Here is a 20,066-nt window from a genome sequence, read left to right as displayed (position 1 = left end):
GTTGTTAATACTCGCCCGCGCCGCGGGCCTGTGCGGGGGGGTGGGCCCGGGCGCCCGGCCCCGCCACCCCGGGTTCACGTGGCGGGGCGCGCCCCCGGACCGCGGTCCTGTCGCGCTTCCCGCTCCGCCGCCTCGGCGGCGTGCTTGATGTCCGCCAGTCTCCGGTCCCAGTCGGTCGCGAGCGCGGCCATCCAGCGCGCCGTGGCGTCCAGCGCCGCGGGCCGCACCGTGAACCGCACCTCGCGACCGACCCGGCTGCCGGAGACCAGTCCGGCGGCGTCCAGGACGGCGAGGTGCTTGACCACCGCCTGCCGGGAGACGGGCAGCCGGCCGGCGAGCGTCGTCGCGGTGGCCTCGCCCTGGGCGGCGAGCAGTTCGAGCAGCAGGCGCCGCGTCGGGTCGGCCAGGGCGACCAGCACGCTGTCGGCCGCCTCCGCGCCACCGGGCCGCTCGGTGGCTCCGCCGCCTTCGTCGGTCACGCGGACGACTGCTCGGCGCGCTTCCTGAACGCGTCGAACACCTCGGGCCAGCCGTTGGAGTTGTCCTGCGCCGCCTTGCGGCGCAGCTCCTCGGGGGCGGCCAGTGCCGCGAACCCGCTCTCGACGACGCGCAGCCGCGTCCGGTCGCCCTCGGCGGTCAGGGTGAACTCGACCAGGGTGCTGTTGTCCGCCCGCAGTTCCTCGCCCGGAAAGGCGCTGGCCCAGCGGTACGCCAGGTAGGTCGGCGGCTCGACCTTCTCCACCCGCACCGGGAACTCGCCGTACCGGGGGTTCTTCGCCAGCATCGACTCGCCTTCCCTGGCCACGGTGCCGGGCAGGCTCGCCGGGTCGGCCACCCAGAAGCCGGGCTCGGCCACCAGTGACCAGACCCGCTCAAGCGATGCCTCGATCAGGGTCTCGCTCTCGATCCGGTCCTCGCTCATGAGGGCTCCTTCGTCGCCGCCAATGTGTGCAACTTCAGAGTTGCACATGGCCTCGCTAGGAGCAACCCGGGAGTTGCGTCCAGTTGTCCGCCTCCGAGTGACGTGACCGGTCCACCACCGGGCCCCGTTGCCTGCCGGGGTGGACCGGGACCGGGTGGCTGGCGTGCGGCCCCGGCCCCGGGGGCCGCACCGCCTCACCCCTGGACGGACGGCATTCCCAGCAGCACGGGCCCGCCCGTGGCGCCCTTGGTGCAGACGTCGTGGCAGCCGGCGTCCAGGCTGCAGCAGAGCGAGCAGATGGTGCCCTCGTGGTACGGGCACTGCGCGGTGTCGGGGACTTCGTAGGATCCCTCGCAGACGACGCAGAGCCGGGTGTCCGTCACGTCGGTGGTGCCGGCCTCCGGGTTGGGGCGGGCGAGGTAGTAGCGGCCCTTGGTGGCCCAGGCGATCAGCGGGCTGCACGCCATCGCCAGGAGGAGGGCGATGAACGGGCTGAACGCCTTGGGGTACTCGCCGAACCAGCCGAAGAAGGCGGTGATCGACACCGCTGCGGCGATGCACATCGCGCCGAATCCGGCCGGGTTGACGGGGTGCAGGTAGGCGCGCTTGAACTCGATGTACTTGGGACTGAGGCCGAGCGGCTTGTTGATGACCAGGTCGGCGGTGACGGCGCCGATCCAGGCGATGGCCACGTTGGAGTAGAAGCCCAGCAGCGAGTTCAGCGCGCTGAACATGTTCATCTCCATCAACAGCAGCGCGATGCCGCAGTTCAGGAAGATGTACCAGACCCGGCCGGGGTGCCGGTGGGTCAGCCGGGAGAAGAAGTTCGACCAGGAGAGCGAGCCGGAGTACGCGTTGGTCGAGTTGATCTTCACCTGGGAGACGATCACGAAGAGCCCGGCCAGCGGGAGCGCCGCCGCCCCGAACCACGGTCGCAGTGCCTCCACGTAGGGCGCGATCGGCTCCAGGGCCCGGGCGTTGCCGACCACGGTCAGCGCGCTGAACGCCAGCAGTGCGCCGCCGAGCTGCTTGAGCGCGCCGATCACCACCCAGCCCGGGCCTGCGGCGAGCACGGCGAAGTCCCACCGGCGGGCGTTCGCGGCCGTCCGCTGCGGCATGAAGCGCAGGTAGTCGGCCTGTTCGCCGATCTGCGCGATCAGCGAGAGCGCGACCCCCGTGCCGAGGCCGAAGCCGAGCAGGGTGAAACCGGAGCCGACGCCGTGGGTGCCGCCGAAGTGGGTGAACGCGGCGAAGGTGTGCGGGGAGTGGAAGGCCAGGATGACGAACGGCCCGATGAGGCCGAGGATCCACAACGGTTGTGTCCAGGCCTGGAGTTTGGCGATCCAGTTCATCCCCTTGAAGACGATCGGGATGACGATCAGTGTGGTGATCAGGTATCCGAGCGGGAGCGGGATGTGCAGGACCTCGTGGAAGGCCTGCGCCATGATCGAGCCCTCCAGCGCGAAGAAGATGAAGGTGAAGCTCGCGTAGACCAGTGAGGTGAGGGTGGAGCCGAAGTAGCCGAAGCCGGAGCCCCGGGTGAGCAGGTCCATGTCGACGCCGTTGGCCGCGCAGGCGCGGGCGATCGGGATGCCGGTCAGGAAGATCACCACGGCGGCGGCGAGGATCGCGGCCAGCGCGTTGCCGAAGCCGTACGACATCACGATCCCGGCGCCGATCGCGTAGTCCGCGAGGTAGGCGATGCCGCCGAGCGCGGTCGAGGCGACGGAGAGCGGAGACCAGCGGCGGAACGAGTGCGGGGCGTACCGGAGCGAATAGTCCTCCAGGCTCTCGTCGGCGGCGGACTTGGCGTACGAGCGGCGTGGCGCGGCCGGGGAGGCCTGTGCCGTACCGGCTGCGGCCGGACTGCTGGTGGCCGGACTGCTGGCGGCCGGACTGGTGGTGTCGGTCATCACCGCTCCTACAGGTCGAGGCGTGTGACCGGTGACGTTAGGGAGAGGGTGTGAAGCGCACGGTGCCCGCGCAGTTTCGCCCGGGTAACTCGCATGATTGACCGTGCGTCAGAACGGGGGCGCGTCGTCCAGGTCGACGATCTGCCGGTCGCCCGGCCTGACGGTGTACCAGACGTCCTGGGTGCTGCCGTCGCTCCAGTACTCGGTGAGGCGGACGGAGGCGAAGCCGAGCTCCTGGGCCACCTCGCGGACCGACCACGAGGTCGGGATGACCCTGGCCCGGAACACCGGGTCGACCTGGCGCTGCTGCGCCGCCCAGGAGGTCAGCCGGACGTCGAGGAAGTGGCTGAGGTACTTCAGCCGCACGTCCCCGGGCAGGTCGTCGATCTCGCCGAGCACGGCGAGCCGGTACTCCTCGAAGAAGGCTCCGACCTGCGTCTCGGCGGGGGTGGCCCGGACGGGGTGGCCGATCGGCGGGGTGTCGCTGGGGGAGGCGGCGGGGCCGGCGCTGACGGCACCCGCGGGCGTGCCGGCGAGCACGCCGATGGCGGCCAGCGCGGCGGCCGTACAGCCCACGGCGGTCCGGGTCTTCATGGTGGAGAACATGGGAGGGATCAGATCATTCGTCGGCGAACTCCGGCATCCCCGAAACGAGTGGTTTCAGTTTCCCTTGGTCATACCGACACATCATCAGCCCGATTCGGGGGCAGACTTCTCCGGTTCCCGGCCCTTTCCGGGCGGCCCCGCGAAGACCTGGGCGATCGGCAGCCAGGCGAGCGCCGTCCGGCCCGAGACCGCCAGGGCGAGATCGGCGGGGTGGCGCCGCTGGGTGACGAGTTGGCAGAAGTCCAGGGCCGGACCGGTGATCCGGTCCGCCGCGTCCTCGGGGCCCCAGGCCCACAGCTCCCCGTCCGGGCCGGTCAGTTCCACCCGGACCGGCTCCTCCGGGGCGGGCAGTCCGTGCAGGGTGAAGGCGAATCCCATCGTCCGCACGCCCAGGTGGGCCACGTGCCGCAGCCGGGCGGACGGGACGCGTACCGCGCCGAGCGAGTCGGCCACGTCCTGGCCGTGGGCCCAGGTCTCCATCAGGCGGGCGGTGGCCATCGAGGCGGCCTTCATCGGTGGCCCGAACCACGGCAGCCGGACGTCGGTGGGCACCGCGCCGAGGGCCGCGAGCACCTCCGCGCGCCCGGCCCGCCAGCGTGCCAGCAGCTCGGCGGGCGGTTCGGCCGCCCCGGCGGCGGCGCCCTCGGCGATCGGGTCGGAGCCCGGAGCGAAGGTCCGCACCGCTGTGTCGAAGAAGTCGGCGGGGGTGCGCGCGGATCGGATCGTCCAGCCGTCCGTCCAGGCCAGGTGGGCGATCTGGTGGGCGATCGTCCACCCCTCGGCGGGGGTCGGCCGGGCCCAGCCGGCCGGGTCGAGCCCGGCCACCAGGGCGTCCAGCTCCGCGCTCTCGGCGTGCAGGTCGGCCAGCAGCTCGTCCAGCGTCGTCATGTCGTCTCCCGTTCGATGAATGGGTCCCCGGCCTCCGGTCCCCGGCCCCCCTGGTCACCGCCCGCCCGCCGGGTCGGGCCGACCGCAGTGGCAGTGGCAGGTCAGTTGACCCGGCGCTCACGCCCGGCCCAGTACGGCTCGCGGAGCCGGAACTTCTGCAGTTTGCCGGTGCTGGTGCGGGCCAGCACGTCCCGGAACTCCACCGAGGTCGGCGCCTTGTAGCCGGCGAGCCGCTCCTTGCAGTGGGCGATCAGCTCCGCCTCGCCGGCCTGCTGGCCGGGCCGGAGCACGACCAGGGCCTTGACCGTCTCGCCCCACCTGTCGTGCGGCACGCCGATCACCGCCACCTCGGCGACGGCCGGATGGTCGTACAGGCAGTCCTCCACCTCGATCGAGGAGACGTTCTCCCCGCCGCTGATGATGACGTCCTTCTTGCGGTCGGAGACGGTCAGGTAGCCGTCCGTCGTGGTGCCGCCGTCGCCGGTGTGGAACCAGCCGTCCTTGATCGCCTCGGCGGTCTCCTCCGGCTGCTGCCAGTAGCCCTCCAGCACGGTGCTGGAGCGCAGCAGCACCTCGCCCCGGTCGTCCACCCGGACCTGGACGCCCAGCGCCGGTGCGCCGGCCCGGACCAGCTTCTCGGCGCGCTCGGCGGCGGGCAGTCCGTCCCACTCGGCCCGGGTGCGGTTGACCGTGGCGATCGGCGAGGTCTCGGTCAGACCGTAGATCTGCATGAACTCCCAGCCGAGTTCCTCCTCGACGCGCTGCACCACCGAGGTCGGCGGCGGTGCGCCCGCGACGATGATCCGCACCCGGTCGCGGCCGGGGACGGGCCCGTCCCAGTCGGCGGCGGCCTCCAGCACCATGGTGATCACCGCGGGCGCACCGCACAGGAACGTCACGCCGTGCCGTTCCACCCGGCGAAGGATCTCGGCGCCGTCCACCTTGCGCAGCACCACGTGCTGCGCCCCGAGCCCGGTCAGCGCGAACGGCAGGCCCCAGCCGTTGGCGTGGAACATCGGCAGCGTGTGCAGGTAGACGTCCCGGTCGCTCGCGCCGAAGTGCAGGCCCATCAGGACGGCGTTGAGCCAGAGGTTGCGGTGGGTGAGCTGCACGCCCTTGGGGCGGGCGGTCGTTCCGCTGGTGTAGTTGATGGTGGCGGTGTCGGACTCGGCGATCTCGTACCGGTGCGGCACGTTGTCGAAGTCGTACAGCGCGGCGTCGGCCTCGGCGCCGATCACGAACCTGTGCCGTGCGCTCACCCCGGCCAGCGGGCCGTCCAGTTCGGGATCCACCAGCAGGACGGACGCGCCGCTCTGCTCGACGATGTACGACACCTCCTCGGCGCGCAGGCGGAAGTTCACCGGCACCAGCACCCGCCCGTGGCCGCTGACGCCGTACAGCGAGGTCATCAGCCGTGCGGAGTTGTGAGAGACGACGGCGACCCGCTCGCCCGGTCCGACGCCGAGCCGGTCGAGCCCGGCGGCCTGGGCCCGGGCGAGCTCGGCCACCCGGCGGTAGCTGAGCTCACCCCAGGAGGCGGCGGGCTGGACCGGCTCGTCGACGATCCCGACCCGGTCGCCGTAGACCAGCTCGGCCCGGTCGAGGAAGTCCATCACGGTGAGTGGAGTCTGCATCCCCTCACTCTGCTACCGCCCCGGGCCCGCTGGATACCCCCGACCGGGGGTATCCGTCACGGTGCCGCGTCAGCCGCGTCAGCCGCCGTCTCCCCGGCGTCCGGCGCCGGACCGGCCCGGCCGATGCCCGTTCCGGCGCCGGTGACCAGGTCGACGCGCCGCGAGGGGGAGTCGGGGCGCTTCGAGGCGTCGGAGGCGTCGGAAGTGTCGGGTGTGTTCGAGGTGTTCGAGGGATTCGGGAGGCTCATGGGAAGTAGCCTTGAACCCTGCCGCCCATGGCAGGGTCAAGTCCAAGACCCGTTGATCCCAAGGCCCCTGGAGACGCGCATGACCGCCGCCGAGCACACTCCCGGTGAGAGCCTCTACGAGGCGGTGGGCGGCATCGAGGCGCTGCGCCGGCTGAGCAACACCTTCTACGACGGCGTGCTGGCCGATCCGCTGCTCGCCCCCGTCTTCGCGGGCTTCACCCGGACCCACACCGAGCACGTCGCCGTCTGGCTCGGTGAGATCTTCGGCGGCCCGGCCCGGTTCACCGACGAACTCGGCGGCCACCAGGCGCTGTTGCGCTCCCACCTGGGTCTCGCCATCACCGAGGAGCAGCGTGGCCGCTGGATGGAACTGATGGCCGCCGCCGTCGAGCGGGAGCTGCCGGCGGACGAGCTGCTGCGCCGGCGTGTCCTGGAGTACTTCGACTGGGGGACGAAGATCGCCCGGGACGTCTCGGCGGCGCCGGTGGGGGAGGACCTCGGCGATCCCGGTCCGACGCCGCGATGGGGCTGGGACGGCCTGGTGGGCGGCAACTGACCGCAGGTCAGGGCCTGGACTTGCGCCGCCCGCCGGACGATAGTGACGATCATGGCTTCTCTTGTGCGACACGTGACCGTTGACTGTGCCGACGCCTACCGGCTCGGGAGCTTCTGGGCGGAGGTGCTCGACGCCTCGCTGCACGAGGACGACCACCCCGGTGACCCCGAGGCGATGGTGGAGGCCGGTGGCGTCGTGCTGCTGTTCGTCACGGTGCCCGATGCCAAGACCGTCAAGAACCGGGTCCACCTGGACGTACAGCCGCAGGACCGGACCCGGGACGAGGAGGTCGAGCGGCTCCTGGCGCTGGGCGCGACGCTGGTGTCCGACCGGCGCCGGGCCGACGGCACCGGCTGGGCGACGCTGGCCGATCCCGAGGGCAACGAGTTCTGCGTGGAGCGCAGCGCCGCCGAGCGAGCCGCCTGAGCACCCCGGCCGGGGCCGTCAGCCGGCTCAGCCGAGCTGGACGGAGCGCTTGGCCAGGCCCATCCAGAAGCCGTCGATCACGCTGCGCTGGGTGGCGAGGTCGGCCTCGCCGGCGCCGAGGGTGACGAACAGCGGCGCGAAGTGCTCGGTGCGCGGGTGGGCGAGCCGGCCGGCCGGGGCCTTGCGCTCGAAGTCGAGCAGGGCGTCCAGGTCGTGCGACTCCAGGGCCCGCCGGCCCCAGTCGTCGAACTCGGCCATCACGGACGGCACGCTGCCGTCAGGGCTGATGGCGCGCAGGTTGTGGGTGAAGAAGCCGCTGCCGACGATCAGCACGCCCTCGTCGCGCAGCGGGGCGAGCCTGCGCCCGATCTCCATCAGCCGCTGCGGGTCGAGGGTGGGCATGGAGATCTGCAGGACGGGGATGTCGGCGCCGGGGAACATCTCCACCAGCGGGACGTACGCCCCGTGGTCCAGGCCGCGGTCGGGGATGTCCTGCACGGGGGTCCCGGGGGTGCGGAGCAGCTTGCGGACGCTCTCGGCCAGTGCGGGGGCGCCGGGGGCGGCGTACCGGACCTCGTAGTAGTGCTGCGGGAAGCCCCAGAAGTCGTAGACGAGGGGGACGGTGGTGGTGGCTCCGATGGCGAGCGGGGCCTCCTCCCAGTGGGCGGAGACCATCAGGATCGCCTTGGGGCGGGGCAGGCCGGCCGACCAGGCGGCGAGTTCGCCGGGCCAGACCGGGTCGTCGGCGAGCGGCGGCGCGCCGTGCGACAGGTAGAGGGCGGGCATGCGCTCGGGGGCTGCGGTGCTCATCGGTGCCTTCCTCGGTTCGATCCCGGTCGTCCTCGTCGGGGGACCCTGAAGTAGTTCAAATTTAAACCTCGACACGTGAACAGTACACCTTGGTTCGAATTTGAACAACGGGAGTACGATTCCCCCATGGAAGAACCCCGCTGGCTGGACCAGGACGAGATGGCCGCGTGGCGGGGCTTCGTCGCCGCGAGCAACCTCCTCAACCGGCGCCTGGAGCGCCAGCTCAAGGAGGAGTCCGGCCTCTCGCACACCCAGTACGAGATCCTCGTCCACCTGTCCGCGGCCCCCGGCGGCTCGCTGCGGATGACCGAACTGGCGGACCGGCTGATCACCTCCAAGAGCGGCCTCACCTACCAGGTCACCCAGCTGGAGAAGGCCGGACTGGTCGGCCGCCGCTCCTGTCCCAGTGATGTGCGCGGTGTCTTCGCCGACCTCACCGAGGCCGGCCGCGAGGCCGTCCGCCAGGCGGCGCCCGGGCACGTCGCACTCGTCCGGGAGCTGCTCATCGACGTCCTCAGCCCCGAACAGCTCACCGCCCTCGCCGAAGGACTCGGCGAGGTCAGCGCCCGGCTGCGGGCCGCCGAGGGCGCCTGACCGACCGGTGCGTCCGCGGTCTGCCGCAACGCGCCCGGGACGTTCCTCCGGGTGACTGACAGCGGGCCGCCGGGGCGCTTGGATGGGAGACATGACCACGACCCTCACCCTGCACCCGGCCCTCTCCCGCCCCGAGCTGCTGGCGGCCCCGGTGGCGGCAGCCCTCGCGGCCTGGCCCGGCGAGGACGCCGCCCGGGTGGAATCCGCCGCAATCGATCCCGCTCTCGCCGACACCGCCGCCTTCTGCGACCGGTACGGCGTGACCCTGGCGGAGTCCGCCAACTGCGTGATCATCGCCGCCAGGCGGGGCGGCGAGACCACCTACGCGGCCTGCCTGGTCACCGCGACCAGCCGCGCCGACGTGAACGGCCTGGTCCGGCGGCACCTGGACGCACGCAAGGCCTCGTTCGCCCCGGTGGACGCGGTGCTCGCCGCGACCGGGATGGAGTACGGCGGCATCACGCCGATCGGGCTCCCGGCCGACTGGCCGGTCCTGATCGACGCCGAGGTGGCCGCGCACCCGCGCGTGGTGGTCGGCTCCGGCATCCGCGGCTCCAAGCTCTGGCTGCCCGGCAGCCTGCTCGCCGCGCTGCCCGGCGCCCGGGTGCTGCCCGGCCTCGGCCTGCCGGTGGCCTGAGGCCCGCCGTCCCGCCGTCCCGCCGTCCCGCCGACCCCGCCGTCCCGGTGCCCCCGGTGCCCCGGGGCCCCCGGGGTCGGGTCAGGACCTGAGGACGCGGAACCCGATACCGGCCGCGGTCAGCCGCCCGGTCAGCGCCTCGCCCATCGCCACCGCCGTGGTGACCTGGCCCGAGGCGGCCGGGAGGTCGTCGAAGGCGAGGCACAGGGCGGACTCGGCGAGCATCTTCGCGGTCTCCCCGTAGCCCGGGTCGCCGCCCGACACCTCGGTGACCACCTGCCGGCCGCCGCCCTCGCCGAGGAACACCACCCTGAACCACGACTTCGCCCGCTTCTCGGCCGACGGCCCCTCGCCGGGCAGGCGACGCCCCAGCAGCCAGTTCCGCGCCGCCGGCACCTGCGCGAGCGCCACCAGCGCGCCCACCCCGCCCGCGAGGGCGACCGCGGACGGCAGCCGCTTCGGCGCGAGGTAGTGGCCGTACGAGAAGTCGGGCCCGTACCGCTCCAGGGCGCGTGCCGAGCGCAGCACGATCTGCGGGTCGATGGTCGGCGCGGGCAGGGCCCAGGCGCCCACCCGCCGCTCGTACCGGGGGCGGCCGGGCAGCCCGCGCACCGTCCGCCCGGCCGGGCGCTGCTCGGCCCGGCCGCGCTCCGCGGCGGTGCGGGCGCCGGAGCGCAGCCGGGAGAACGCCGTGACCGCCGAGTGGAAGGTGCCGCCGGAGAAGGTGCCGGACGCCGTGACGAACCCCTCCACCTTCAGCGGCACCCCCTCGGGAAGCTGCTGGACGGTGAACCGCACCCCCAGGTCGTACGGGATCGAGTCGAAGCCGCAGCAGTGCACCAGCCGCGCGCCGGAGGCCACCGCCGTGGCGTGGTGGCGCAGGTACGTCCGGTCGACGAACTCCGGTTCGCCGCTGAGATCGAGGTAGTCGGTTCCGGCCGCCGCGCACGCGCCGGCCAGCGCGTCCCCGTGGTGGATGTACGGTCCGACCGTCGTCGCCACCACCCGGGCGGCCCCGGCGACGGCTCGCAGGGACGCCGGGTCGTCCGCGTCCGCGGTGAGCAGTCCGAGGCCGGCGAGCGCGGGGTCGATCGTCGCCAGCCGCTCCCGCACCGCGGCGAGCTTCGCCGGGCTGCGCCCCGCGAGGGCCCAGCGGGTGCCGGCGGGCGCGTGCCGGGCGAGGTACTCGGCGGTGAGTCCGCCGGTGAACCCGGTGGCTCCGAACAGGACGATGTCGTACGTGCGGCCGGTAGGCATGTCCGGAACACTACTCAGCGGTAACCGGGCCCGTCCAGGGGCCGTTCACCGTGTTCGCCCGGTGATCGCGCCGCGCTCCCGATCGCCGGCGGCCCGGCGCGCCCCGGGTGTCCTCACCCCGCTGCCCGGCCGCCCCGCCGGGCGGCCGTGGCCGGCCGGGAGTCGGCGCCCCGGTCGGCGGAGGCGGCCGGCAGCAGCGGGACGAAGGAGTCCCAGCGGGCGCTCTCGCAGCCGCTCCGCCGGGAGAAGCGGGCGTCCACCGGCCGTCCCGCCCAGCTGCCGGTGACCCGGGCGGTGGCCGGCCCGCCGTACTGCAGGGTGCAGACGGCGTCGGGCGGGACGGGCGCGAAGAGGTCCCGGCCCCAGGTGGTCAGCGAGTCGAGCCGGTCGCAGGCGCCCTGCGCCGAGGGGTGGTCGCCGCCGGCCGGGTGGCACCGCAGCTCGTACGTGCCGCCGGCGGCCGGGCCGTCGCTGCCGGAGACCGTGACGGTCAGATGGTCCCCGCCGACCGCTGCGGGCGGCCCGGGCGGCTGCGCCGCGACGGCCTGGACGAGGGCGGTGAGCGCGGCGGTGCACACGACGCCGGTGGCGGCAATACGCCACCAGAGGGAACTGATCATGCGTCAACAGCTACCGCGCGCGGCGCCGGACGGGCCGCCATGTCACCCGGACGAGGGCGTGGCGCGGGCGTCGCGCCGTGCTGCGCGCCCGGCGCCCGGGCGGGCACCGGTCAGCCGATCACGGCGGCCCGCACGCACAGCACGTCCGGCAGGTGGGAGACCAGCAGCGACCAGCTCTCGCCCTCGTCCGCGCTGCCGTGCACCTCGCCGTTGCGGTTGCCGAAGTACAGGCCGGCCGGGTCTGCGTCGTCGGTGCGCAGGGCGTCGCGCAGGACGACGCCGTAGTGGTCCTCGCCCGGCAGGCCCTCGGCCAGCGGCTGCCAGCTGCCGCCGGCGTCCTCGGTGCGGAAGACCCGGCAGCGGCGCCCGGGCGGCATCCGGTTCGAGGCGCCGTCCAGCGGGAAGACGTACGCCGTGCCGCCGCGCCTGGGGTGGGCGGCCACCGCGAAACCGAAGTCCGCGGGCAGCCCGTCGGCGACGAACCGCCAGCTCTCGCCGTCGTCGTCGCTGCGGTAGACGCCGCCGTGGTTCTGCAGGTAGAGGCGGTCCGGGTCGACCGGGTCACGCGCGATCTTGTGGACGCACTGGCCGAACTCCGGGTACTGGTTCTCCTCCGGCAGGAACTCCGCGCGCAGGCCGGAGTTCGAGGGCTGCCAGCTCTGCCCGCCGTCCTTCGTCCGGTAGACGCCGCCGCTGGAGACGGCGACCACCACCTTCTGCCCGTCCCGGGGGTCGGTCAGGATCGTGTGCAGGCCCTGCCCGCCGTAGCCCGCGCCCCACTGCTCGCGCTGCGGGTGCGACCACAGGGACTCGACCAGGGCGAAGCTCTCACCGCCGTCCTCGGAGCGGAACAGCGCGGCCGGCTCGGTGCCCGCGTACACCACACCCGGGGCCTCCTCGCCGGCCGGCTGGAGCTGCCAGACCCGGGTGAGCGAGGCACCGGTGTGCTCGGGGAACCTGATCGCCGGGCGCTCCGGCTCGTTCCAGCTCGCCCCCAGGTCGTCCGAACGCCAGACGGACGGGCCCCAGTGGCTGCTGTCCGCGCCCGCCAGCAGCCGGACCCGGCCGCCCCGGCGGTCCACCGACACGGAGTAGATCGCGTTCATGGGGAAGTGCGGCCCACTGAACTCCCAGCTCACCCGGTCGCGGCTGCGCCCGAGGAAGAGGCCCTTCTCGGTCCCGACGGCCAACAGCACTTCGGTCATGGCACACCACCTGGTCAACGGCTCGGCCCCCGTGCCAGTGTCCCGCCGCCCGCCCGGCCGCACATCTCGCCGCGCCGGGCGGGCACCGGCTCCGGGGCGTGCTCAGCCCCGGCAGTCCTCCAGCAGCCGCAGCCACACCTCGCTCATCGTCGGATAGGAGGGCACGGCGTGCCACAGCCGGTCGATCGGCACCTCGCCGACCACCGCGACCGTCGCCGAGTGCAGCAGCTCCGCCACCCCCGGGCCGACGAAGGTGGCGCCCACCAGCAGCCCCCGGTCCAGGTCGAACACTACCCGGGCCCGGCCCCGGTAGCCGTCCGCGTACAGCGAGGCCCCGGCGACCTGACCGAGGTCGTGGTCCACGGCCTTGACCCGCAGGCCCGCCCGCTGCGCCTCGGCCAGGCTCAGGCCGACGGCCGCCGCCTCCGGCTCGGTGAACACCACCTGCGGCGCACCGGCCGTGTCGGCGGACGCCACGTGCGCACCCCAGCGGGCGGTGTCCAGCGGCTGCCCCTTCGCCAGCGCGCCGATCGCGTTGCCGGCGATCCTGGCCTGGTACTTGCCCTGGTGGGTGAGCAGCGCCCGGTGGTTGACGTCGCCCGCCGCGTACAGCCAGCCGCCCGCGACCCCCCGGACCACGCAGCCGTCGTCGGTCTCCAGCCAGCCGCCCGGCTCCAGGCCCACCGTCTCCAGCCCCAGATCCTCGGTGCGCGGGGCGCGGCCGGTGGCGTACAGCACCTCGTCGGCGGTCAGCCGCTCGCCGTCCTCCAGCACCACGGTGACCGGCCCGTCCGCCGCCGGGCGCTCCAGCGAGGCGACCGACGCGCCCGTCCGGACGTCCACCCCGGCCTCGCGCAGCCCGTCCGCGACCAGCTCGCCCGCGAACGGCTCCATCCTCGGCAGCAGGCCGCCGCCGCGCACCAGCAGCACCACCTCGGCGCCCAGCGCCCGCCAGGCGGTGGCCATCTCCACGCCGACCACGCCGCCGCCGACCACCACCAGCCGCCCGGGCACCTCCTTCGCGGCGGTCGCCTCCCGGCTGGTCCACGGCCGGGCCGCGTCGAGGCCGGGCACGCCGCCCGGCAGCAGCGCCCTGGTCCCGGTGCAGACGGCCACCGCGTGCCGGGCCCGCAGCACGAGCTCGCCGCCGTCCGGTGCGGTCACCGTGACCGTCCGCTCCCCGCTCAGCCGGCCGTGGCCCCGGACCAGCTCGATGCCCGCGCCGCGCAGCCACTCCACCTGGCCGTCGTCCTGCCAGTGCGAGGTGAACGAATCCCGCCGGGCCAGCACCGCCGCCGCGTCCAGCCCGCCGCGCACCGCCTCCCGGGAGCCGGCCACCGCCCGCGCCCCGGCCAGTGCCGCGACCGGCCGCAGCAGCGCCTTGCTGGGCATGCACGCCCAGTACGAGCACTCGCCGCCGACCAGTTCGCTCTCCACCACGACCGTCCGCAGGCCGGCCGCCGTCGTCCGGTCGGCCAGGTTCTCGCCGGTGGGCCCGGCGCCGAGCACGATCACGTCGTACTCCTGGGTCTCCCGGTCGCTCATGCCCGGTCCTCCGTGGTCTCGATCGCGACGCCCGCCCGCAGCGCCAGGGTGACGGGGGTGCGCTCGCAGATGTCCAGCAGCCGGGCGCGCTGCCCGTCGTCGAGGCCGCCGCCGAGGGTCACCCGGCGGGAGATCCGGCCGCTGTTCCCGTCGGTCTCGTAGCCGAGCCGCACCCGGACGTCGGAGAGCGGCCAGCCCTTGCGTTCGGCGTACATCCGCAGTGTGATCGCGGTGCACGAGCCGAGCGCGGAGAGCAGCAGCGCGAACGGCTCCGGCCCGGCGTCCGCGCCGCCCCGCCGGACGGGCTCGTCCGAGCCGAGCAGGTGCGTCCCGGACCGGACGTCCACCCGGTACGGCGCGTCGGTCGCGCTGCCCGTCACCACGGCGGTGGTCACCTTGCGGAAGGCGGGCGGCACCGGGACCGCTTCCCCGGTCGAGGTCCCGCTCTGACTCTGGCTCAGGCTCATGGGGCGGCTGCCCTCACTCTCGGTTCGAATCGGGGCCGCCCGGCTGCGCGGCCCCGTGCTCATCCTCCGGCGTGTGCCCCGGCCCGCGCGGGTGAACACGCGGACCGGCCCGCCCGGTTGTGACCCCGGGCCGCCCACCGGTCCCGCCGCCCGGGCCCGACCACCGGAAAACCCCGTTGCGGCCACCACCAGGGCGGATGCGAGGATCGCCGGATGACCTACACCATAAGGCCCGTGCGGAAAGAGGACTGGCGCACCGCCAGGGAGCTGCGGCTGACCGCGCTCCAGGACCCGGTCGCCCACCTGGCCTTCCTGGAGACGTACGAGCAGGGCCTCGCCAGGCCGGACGAGCAGTGGCAGGAGCGCACCGCGGGCGCCGCCGAGGGCCGCTCCGTCCGGCAGTTCGTCGCCGAGCAGCCCGACGGGCGCTGGCTCGGGAGCGTCACCGTGCTGGTCGAGCCGGCCGGCGTCCAGGGCCTGTTCGGTGACGTCCCCGAGCAGTCGCAGACGCATCTCGTCGGCGTCTTCGTACGGCCCGAGGCACGGGGCACCGGCCTCGCGCACGAGCTGTTCCAGGCCGCCCTGGAGTGGTCCTGGAAGCTGCCCGACCCGCACATCGAGCGCGTGCGGCTCTTCGTCCACCAGGACAACTCCCGGGCCGAGGCGATGTACCGCCGGGCCGGGTTCCGCCCCACCGGGGCGTCCTTCGCCGCCTCCGACGGCGGTGCGCCGACGGACTTCGAGTTCGTCCTGCCCCGCGCCTGAACAGCCCGAAGGGGCCCGTGGCAGCACGGGCCCCTTCTCCGGTTCGGACGGCCGGGTCAGACCGTGCCGGCCGACTCGGCCACCTTGCGCTTCACCTCGGTCATGTCCAGATCGCGGGCCTTGCCGATCAAGTCCTCGAAGACCGCCTCCGGCAGCGCACCCGCCTGCGAGAACACCAGCACGCCCTCGCGGATGATCGCCAGCGTCGGGATGGACTGGATGCCGAACGCGGCCGCCAGCTCCTGCTGGGCCTCGGTGTCGACCTTGGCGAAGACCAAGTCCGGGTGGCGGTCGGCCGCCTTCTCGTACACCGGCGCGAACTGCCGGCAGGGGCCGCACCAGCCGGCCCAGAAGTCGATGAAGACGAAGTCCTTGCCGTCCGGGCCTGGGACGACCTCGTCGAAGTTCTCCTTGGTCAGCTCGACCGTGCTCATGTGCGAGTTCCTTCCCTTCGGGCGGGCTCCTACGTCATCCGCTGGCGTCAACCCGACCGCCGCACGAGCTATTCCACACCTCCTGGGCCGCCGCCCGCAGCTCCCCGTCCGTAACCCGCGTGCCCGGCCCGGCCCGGCCGGGAGAGTCCCCGGCGGGTCCCCGGCCGATTCCCGACGGACTCCCGGCGGATTTTCGACGGACTCCCGACGGATTCTCGGCGGGATTGAGCAGTCCGCCGCTCCCGTCCGTACTGGAGGGTGCGGGCGCCGGGGGAGGCGCCCCCGGCCGCCGGGAACAGCCCGGTGGCACCGTCCGGCCCGTCCGGCACGTTTCGCCCGGCCCGGCATGTCCCGTCGGCCCGTCCGGCTCGTCCGGCCCGTCCCGTGGGGAACAGCCATGACCATCTCCAGCCGTACCGCTCTGCTGGCGGCCTCCGGCATCGCCTCGCTCGCCCTCGTGGCGGCCTGCGGGTCCGGCGGCCCGGGCGGATCCGGTGCCGGATCCGGCAGCGCGAGCGGTACCCCGCCCGCTGCCACCGCGCCCGCCGGCCAGGGCGGCGGCGCGGCCACCCTGCAGGCCGGCACCGACCCCGCGCTCGGCGCGATCGTCACCGACAGTGCCGGCCACACCCTGTACCGCTTCGACAAGGACACCGCCCAGCCGTCGGCGTCCAACTGCAACGACGCCTGCGCCAAGCTCTGGCCGCCCGCCGCCGCGGACGGCCAGGCCTCCGTCAAGGGCATCGACAGCAAGCTCGTCGGTGCCGTGACCCGCGCCGACGGCAGCAAGCAGCTGACCCTGAACGGCTGGCCGCTCTACCGCTACACCCCCGACACCAAGCCCGGCGACACCAGGGGCCAGGGTGTCGGCGGGGTCTGGTTCGTGATCACTCCGGCCGGGGCCAGAGCCGCCGCCGCACCCGCGACGACCAGCCCCGGGACGGGCGGCTACGGCTACTGACCCGGCCGGACCGGCCCACCGGACGGCCTACCGCACCGGCCAACCGGACCGGTAGGAGACCAGGGTCAGGACCGACGGGCACTGTCCGGCCGGCCCTGACCGCCCGCAGAGATCGTCGAGGATCGTCGAGCGACCGGACGGGAACTCGACCCGGAGGTGACGGGTGCGCGAGGATAGCGCTGTGACCGAGCAGTACTCCCGGCAGGGCGCGGACGCCGGCGGCGGGCCACCGCACGGCCCGGGGCCGGACGAGGAGCTGATGCGGGCCCTCTACCAGGAGCACGCCGGGCCGCTGTTCGGCTTCGTGCTGCACCTGGTCGCGGGCGACCGCCAGCGGGCCGAGGACGTCGTGCAGGAGACGCTCGTCCGGGCCTGGCGCAACATCCACCGGCTGGACGCCTCGGCGGGTTCGCTGCGGCCCTGGCTGGTGACCGTCGCCCGCCGGATCGTGATCGACAACCACCGCAGCAGCCGGTCCCGGCCGCACGAGGTGGACGCCTCGCCGCTGGAACTCCTGCCCGCCGAGGACGAACTCGACAAGGCCCTGAGGCTCATGGCCATCTCCGACGCACTCGGCGACCTCACCGAGGCCCACCGCGCGGTCATCGTCGAGACCTACCTGAAGGGCCGCACGGCCGGCGAGGCGGCCGCCGAACTCGGCATCCCCGCGGGTACCGTGCGGTCCCGGATCTTCTACGCGCTGCGCTCGCTGAAGCTCGCGCTCGAGGAACGAGGAGTGACATCGTGACGTCGCCACCGGAAGACCACGTGGACGTCGGCGCGTACGTCCTCGGCGTACTCGACCCGGCGGACGCCGCCGCCTTCGAGGAGCACCTCGCCGGCTGCCCGCAGTGCGCCGAGCAGGTGGCCGAACTCGGCGTGCTGGAACCGATCCTGGCCGACCACCTGGCGGCCGGCGGCTCCGGTTCCGGCTCCGGCTCCACGCCCCGCCCGGACGACGCGCTGCTCGGCCGCCTGGTCGGTGAGGTCAGCGCGGGCCGCCGCCGAACCCGCCGCCGGCGCCTGGTGCTGGTCGCGGCCGCCGCCGCCCTGGTCATCGGCGGGCCGGCGGTCACCGCCGTCGTCACCGCGGACACCGGGCACCAGGTTCAAACGGTCGCCCAGCAGTTCACCGCGACCGATGCCGGCACCGGCGCCCGGGCCACCGTCGGTATCGAGGGCAGGAACTGGGGCAGCCAGATCAGCCTCCAACTCTCGAACGTGAAAGGCCCGTTGAGCTGCTACCTGATCGCCGTCTCGCACACCGGCGAACAGCAGACCGTCACCACCTGGAGCGTCCCGCCGATCGGCTACGGCACCTCGGACGCCCCCGACGCCCTGCGCACCACCGGCGGTGCGGGGCTCCAGCCCAAGGACATCGACCACTTCGAGGTGCGGACCCTGGACGGCAGGCAGCTCCTGGTCACCGTCCCCGTGTCAGCCTGACCAGCCCGCCCCCCGGGGGGATGGAATACCCGGAGGTACAGGGGAGTTGGCTGCGGCATGAGCAAAGGACCAGCCCCCCGCACCCTCTCCGACCAGGCCCTCTCCGACCTGCTGAGCACCCAGCAGTTCGGCACCCTGGCCACCAACAAAAGCAGCGGTCACCCCCACCTCACCACCATGCTCTACGCGTGGGACCCGGAGGCCCGGATCGTCCGGTTCTCCACCACCGCCGACCGGATCAAGGTGAAGCAGCTCCGCCGCGACCCGCGGGCGGCCCTGCACGTGCCGGGCGGCGACGTCTGGTCGTTCGCGGTCGCCGAGGGCGAGGCCGAGGTCTCCGAGGTCACCACGGTGCCGGGCGACGCGACCGGGCGGGAACTGCTCGCGCTGCTCCCCGCGTTCGCGAAGTCGGAGGACGAAGAGGCCTTCCTCGCCCAGCTGGTGGCCGAGCGCCGGGTGGTCGTCCGGCTGAAGGTGACCCGGCTGTACGGCACGGCGCTCGACGTCAGCGGCTGAACGGCTGAACGGCTGAGTGACCGGGCGGGCTGTCAGCCGCCGGCCGTCAGCCGTGCGACCGCCGCCGTGATCAGCGCCGCCCGGTCGGCGGGTGTCCGGGCCGGGACGGGGACGAGCTCGTAGCCGAAGGCCAGGTAGGCCTCCTGGTGGATCCGCTCGAACACCAGTGACTCCTGGAAGCTGATCCGGCGGGCGGCGGTCGGCTCGCAGAACCCCAGGTTCCGGACGAAGAACACCTGGCGCCGGTAGACCTCCTCGCGGGTGATCCGGTCGGTCTCGGCGGCGAGCGCCGGTGTGACGGGCAGGCCCAGGTAGCGGCTCAGCGCATGCGTGCAGATCGGCGACCGGTCGTAGAACTGCACGCGTGTGCCGTCGGCGACGGGCGCCGTCTGCCGCTCGCGTTGCAGGGCCACGACGGAGTCGACGAAGGAGGGCGCCGTCCACGGCTCGCGCTCGCCCCGCGCCTGCTCCCGCGCGATGACGTCGGTGGCCGCCTCCTCGACCACACGGTGGCCGAGTGCCGCCAACTCCCGGATGACCGAAGTCTTTCCGGCGCCCGGCGTGCCGGTGAGGATGTAGCGCTGCACAGGTTTCTCCTTCGTACGACTGTTCAGAGTCCGGTCCGGGGGCGGGCCGGGCATACTCGGCGGCATGGTGAGCATTCCGCTGGCAGCGGGCGATCTGCGGTGGGCTTTCCCGGAGTTGGCCGACGAGGGCGCCGTCCGGGCCGCCCTCCTGGAGGCCGACGAGCAGTTCCGCGCGGTGACCGCCCTCCTGCGCGGGCCCACCGGCCGGCCCGACGGCGGCTTCTGCTTCGACCAGGTGGACGGCATCGTCTCGGCCGGCGTCACCGCCTTCGCCGAGGCGGCCGACGCGACGGTCATCGCCTGGCTGGGCTTCCCCCGCCGGTGCGGGTGGGACCTCCGCTGGGGGCCGCCCTGGCAGGTGTCGGCCGAGATCGAAGTCCCCTGCGACCGAGGGGACGACTGTGCGGGCCACCTCGTGGCCGACCTGACGGACAGCTACCTCACCCCGCTCGCCGCCGCCCGCGGTCTGGTGACGGCGACGGGTTGGCTGCTCGGGCAGATCGCGGACGGCGACCGGGAGTCGTGGCGCCCAGAACCCTGCGACTGAACGGTACGGGCTACCCTCGTCGCGTGGCCACTGCCTGGGATCCCGCCGCGCACGGCGCGCTGATACTGCCGTCGGGCCGGGTCGTCCGCGGTCGTGGCCTCAGCCGCCCGTTGCCCGCCGGGCCGGCGCCCGACTTCGCCCTGTACCTGCTGGGCCACCCTCCACCGCCCGTCGCCTGGGAGTCCCGCTGGCTCCGCTGGCCGGACTTCTGGCTGCCCACCGACCGCACCGCTGCCGCACGGGCCCTGCGCGAGGCCTGGACCAGGGCCGGGACGGAACGCGTCGAGATCGCCTGCGCCGGCGGCCGCGGCCGTACGGGCACAGCGCTGGCCTGCCTCGCCGTCCTGGACGGGGTCCCCGCCGCCGACGCGGTCGCCTACGTCCGGCGGCACTACGCGGCGCACGCCGTGGAGACCCCCTGGCAGCGCCGCTTCGTGGCCCGCTTCCGCTAGGGCGCGCCTTCGGACTCCCGTCTGCCGGCG

General features: G+C 73.9%; 26 protein-coding genes. 11 read left to right on the top strand and 15 right to left on the bottom strand.

Features of this window, described 5'->3' with window-relative positions:
- Positions 1-74 precede the first annotated feature (74 nt).
- The 7 genes from ACFUK0_RS26685 to ACFUK0_RS26655 all read right to left on the bottom strand — a co-directional run bounded on the left by ACFUK0_RS26685 (position 75) and on the right by ACFUK0_RS26655 (position 6,211).
- Positions 75-479 (bottom strand): ArsR/SmtB family transcription factor, encoded by a 405-nt coding sequence (locus tag ACFUK0_RS26685; RefSeq protein ID WP_380254501.1) that lies wholly within the window; start codon positions 477-479, stop codon positions 75-77.
- Positions 476-922 carry an SRPBCC domain-containing protein gene (locus ACFUK0_RS26680; protein ID WP_380254499.1) on the bottom strand — a complete coding sequence of 149 codons (447 nt, stop codon included), beginning with the start codon at positions 920-922 and terminating at the stop codon, positions 476-478. Before ACFUK0_RS26680 ends, ACFUK0_RS26685 begins: the two co-directional genes overlap by 4 nt.
- A 194-nt stretch (positions 923-1,116) precedes the next feature.
- A complete protein-coding gene (locus tag ACFUK0_RS26675; RefSeq protein WP_380254497.1) occupies positions 1,117-2,835 on the bottom strand; it encodes a purine-cytosine permease family protein in 1,719 nt (572 codons plus the stop codon).
- A gap of 108 nt (positions 2,836-2,943) precedes the next feature.
- Positions 2,944-3,441, bottom strand: coding sequence for a hypothetical protein (locus tag ACFUK0_RS26670; protein ID WP_380254495.1), 498 nt, complete (start codon positions 3,439-3,441; stop codon positions 2,944-2,946).
- 84 nt (positions 3,442-3,525) lie between these two features.
- Positions 3,526-4,329, bottom strand: a complete 804-nt coding sequence (locus ACFUK0_RS26665) for a TIGR03084 family metal-binding protein (protein ID WP_380254493.1) — start codon at positions 4,327-4,329, stop codon at positions 3,526-3,528.
- A 101-nt stretch (positions 4,330-4,430) separates the two neighbouring features.
- Positions 4,431-5,963: an AMP-binding protein gene (locus ACFUK0_RS26660; protein WP_380254491.1), complete on the bottom strand. Its 1,533-nt coding sequence runs from the start codon at positions 5,961-5,963 to the stop codon at positions 4,431-4,433.
- A 56-nt stretch (positions 5,964-6,019) separates the two neighbouring features.
- Positions 6,020-6,211 carry a hypothetical protein gene (locus tag ACFUK0_RS26655; RefSeq protein ID WP_380254489.1) on the bottom strand — a complete coding sequence of 64 codons (192 nt, stop codon included), beginning with the start codon at positions 6,209-6,211 and terminating at the stop codon, positions 6,020-6,022.
- 79 nt (positions 6,212-6,290) lie between these two features.
- On the opposite strand from ACFUK0_RS26655, the gene ACFUK0_RS26650 reads away from it, so the two are divergent.
- Positions 6,291-6,767, top strand: a complete 477-nt coding sequence (locus ACFUK0_RS26650) for a group II truncated hemoglobin (protein WP_380254487.1) — start codon at positions 6,291-6,293, stop codon at positions 6,765-6,767.
- A gap of 72 nt (positions 6,768-6,839) precedes the next feature.
- The gene (locus ACFUK0_RS26645) at positions 6,840-7,193 is read left to right on the top strand and encodes a VOC family protein (protein ID WP_380254485.1); all 354 of its coding nucleotides are present in this window, start codon (positions 6,840-6,842) and stop codon (positions 7,191-7,193) included.
- 27 nt (positions 7,194-7,220) lie between these two features.
- Here the strand turns inward: ACFUK0_RS26645 and ACFUK0_RS26640 are convergent, their stop codons facing one another.
- The gene (locus ACFUK0_RS26640) at positions 7,221-8,003 is read right to left on the bottom strand and encodes a dioxygenase (RefSeq protein WP_380254483.1); all 783 of its coding nucleotides are present in this window, start codon (positions 8,001-8,003) and stop codon (positions 7,221-7,223) included.
- Positions 8,004-8,129: 126 nt separating this feature from the next.
- Between ACFUK0_RS26640 and ACFUK0_RS26635 the strand changes: the two genes are divergently transcribed.
- Both ACFUK0_RS26635 and ACFUK0_RS26630 read left to right on the top strand, forming a co-directional pair.
- Positions 8,130-8,597 (top strand): MarR family winged helix-turn-helix transcriptional regulator, encoded by a 468-nt coding sequence (locus ACFUK0_RS26635; protein ID WP_380254481.1) that lies wholly within the window; start codon positions 8,130-8,132, stop codon positions 8,595-8,597.
- Positions 8,598-8,688: 91 nt separating this feature from the next.
- The gene (locus tag ACFUK0_RS26630; RefSeq protein ID WP_380254479.1) at positions 8,689-9,234 is read left to right on the top strand and encodes a YbaK/EbsC family protein; all 546 of its coding nucleotides are present in this window, start codon (positions 8,689-8,691) and stop codon (positions 9,232-9,234) included.
- A gap of 81 nt (positions 9,235-9,315) precedes the next feature.
- Here the strand turns inward: ACFUK0_RS26630 and ACFUK0_RS26625 are convergent, their stop codons facing one another.
- The 5 genes from ACFUK0_RS26625 to ACFUK0_RS26605 all read right to left on the bottom strand — a co-directional run bounded on the left by ACFUK0_RS26625 (position 9,316) and on the right by ACFUK0_RS26605 (position 14,328).
- Positions 9,316-10,491 carry a saccharopine dehydrogenase family protein gene (locus ACFUK0_RS26625; protein WP_380254477.1) on the bottom strand — a complete coding sequence of 392 codons (1,176 nt, stop codon included), beginning with the start codon at positions 10,489-10,491 and terminating at the stop codon, positions 9,316-9,318.
- A 113-nt stretch (positions 10,492-10,604) separates the two neighbouring features.
- Positions 10,605-11,111 (bottom strand): SSI family serine proteinase inhibitor, encoded by a 507-nt coding sequence (locus tag ACFUK0_RS26620; protein ID WP_380254475.1) that lies wholly within the window; start codon positions 11,109-11,111, stop codon positions 10,605-10,607.
- 110 nt (positions 11,112-11,221) lie between these two features.
- A complete protein-coding gene (locus ACFUK0_RS26615) occupies positions 11,222-12,316 on the bottom strand; it encodes a WD40/YVTN/BNR-like repeat-containing protein (RefSeq protein ID WP_380254473.1) in 1,095 nt (364 codons plus the stop codon).
- A 102-nt stretch (positions 12,317-12,418) separates the two neighbouring features.
- Complete coding sequence (locus ACFUK0_RS26610; RefSeq protein WP_380254471.1) at positions 12,419-13,861, bottom strand: dihydrolipoyl dehydrogenase family protein; 1,443 nt, start codon at positions 13,859-13,861, stop codon at positions 12,419-12,421.
- Positions 13,858-14,328: an OsmC family protein gene (locus tag ACFUK0_RS26605; RefSeq protein WP_380254470.1), complete on the bottom strand. Its 471-nt coding sequence runs from the start codon at positions 14,326-14,328 to the stop codon at positions 13,858-13,860. The genes ACFUK0_RS26610 and ACFUK0_RS26605 overlap by 4 nt, the downstream gene beginning before the upstream one ends.
- 213 nt (positions 14,329-14,541) lie before the next feature.
- Between ACFUK0_RS26605 and ACFUK0_RS26600 the strand changes: the two genes are divergently transcribed.
- Entirely contained in the window at positions 14,542-15,093 is a 552-nt protein-coding gene (locus tag ACFUK0_RS26600) for a GNAT family N-acetyltransferase (RefSeq protein WP_380254469.1), read from the top strand.
- Between the two features lie 56 nt (positions 15,094-15,149).
- On the opposite strand, the gene ACFUK0_RS26595 is transcribed toward ACFUK0_RS26600, so the two are convergent.
- Complete coding sequence (locus tag ACFUK0_RS26595) at positions 15,150-15,527, bottom strand: thioredoxin family protein (protein ID WP_380254468.1); 378 nt, start codon at positions 15,525-15,527, stop codon at positions 15,150-15,152.
- A 397-nt stretch (positions 15,528-15,924) separates the two neighbouring features.
- On the opposite strand from ACFUK0_RS26595, the gene ACFUK0_RS26590 reads away from it, so the two are divergent.
- The 4 genes from ACFUK0_RS26590 (at position 15,925) to ACFUK0_RS26575 (ending at position 18,450) form a co-directional block, all read left to right on the top strand.
- Positions 15,925-16,488, top strand: coding sequence for a hypothetical protein (locus ACFUK0_RS26590; protein ID WP_380254467.1), 564 nt, complete (start codon positions 15,925-15,927; stop codon positions 16,486-16,488).
- A gap of 163 nt (positions 16,489-16,651) precedes the next feature.
- Complete coding sequence (locus tag ACFUK0_RS26585) at positions 16,652-17,236, top strand: sigma-70 family RNA polymerase sigma factor (protein WP_380254466.1); 585 nt, start codon at positions 16,652-16,654, stop codon at positions 17,234-17,236.
- Positions 17,233-17,934, top strand: coding sequence for an anti-sigma factor family protein (locus ACFUK0_RS26580; RefSeq protein WP_380254465.1), 702 nt, complete (start codon positions 17,233-17,235; stop codon positions 17,932-17,934). Before ACFUK0_RS26585 ends, ACFUK0_RS26580 begins: the two co-directional genes overlap by 4 nt.
- Positions 17,935-17,991: 57 nt before the next feature.
- Positions 17,992-18,450 (top strand): PPOX class F420-dependent oxidoreductase, encoded by a 459-nt coding sequence (locus ACFUK0_RS26575; RefSeq protein WP_380254463.1) that lies wholly within the window; start codon positions 17,992-17,994, stop codon positions 18,448-18,450.
- A gap of 32 nt (positions 18,451-18,482) precedes the next feature.
- Here the strand turns inward: ACFUK0_RS26575 and ACFUK0_RS26570 are convergent, their stop codons facing one another.
- Positions 18,483-19,037, bottom strand: coding sequence for an ATP-binding protein (locus ACFUK0_RS26570; protein WP_380254461.1), 555 nt, complete (start codon positions 19,035-19,037; stop codon positions 18,483-18,485).
- A 64-nt stretch (positions 19,038-19,101) separates the two neighbouring features.
- Here ACFUK0_RS26570 and ACFUK0_RS26565 point away from each other — a divergent pair, with 64 nt between their 5' ends.
- Both ACFUK0_RS26565 and ACFUK0_RS26560 read left to right on the top strand, forming a co-directional pair.
- Positions 19,102-19,584 (top strand): hypothetical protein, encoded by a 483-nt coding sequence (locus ACFUK0_RS26565; RefSeq protein ID WP_380254459.1) that lies wholly within the window; start codon positions 19,102-19,104, stop codon positions 19,582-19,584.
- Between the two features lie 23 nt (positions 19,585-19,607).
- A complete protein-coding gene (locus ACFUK0_RS26560) occupies positions 19,608-20,036 on the top strand; it encodes a protein phosphatase (protein WP_380254457.1) in 429 nt (142 codons plus the stop codon).
- Positions 20,037-20,066: the final 30 nt, after the last annotated feature.

Source organism: Kitasatospora sp. NPDC057223 (genome assembly GCF_042669755.1).
Lineage (GTDB): Bacteria > Actinomycetota > Actinomycetes > Streptomycetales > Streptomycetaceae > Kitasatospora.
Note: the sequence above shows the minus strand (reverse complement) of the source record. Positions and strands in the feature narration are given on the sequence as shown.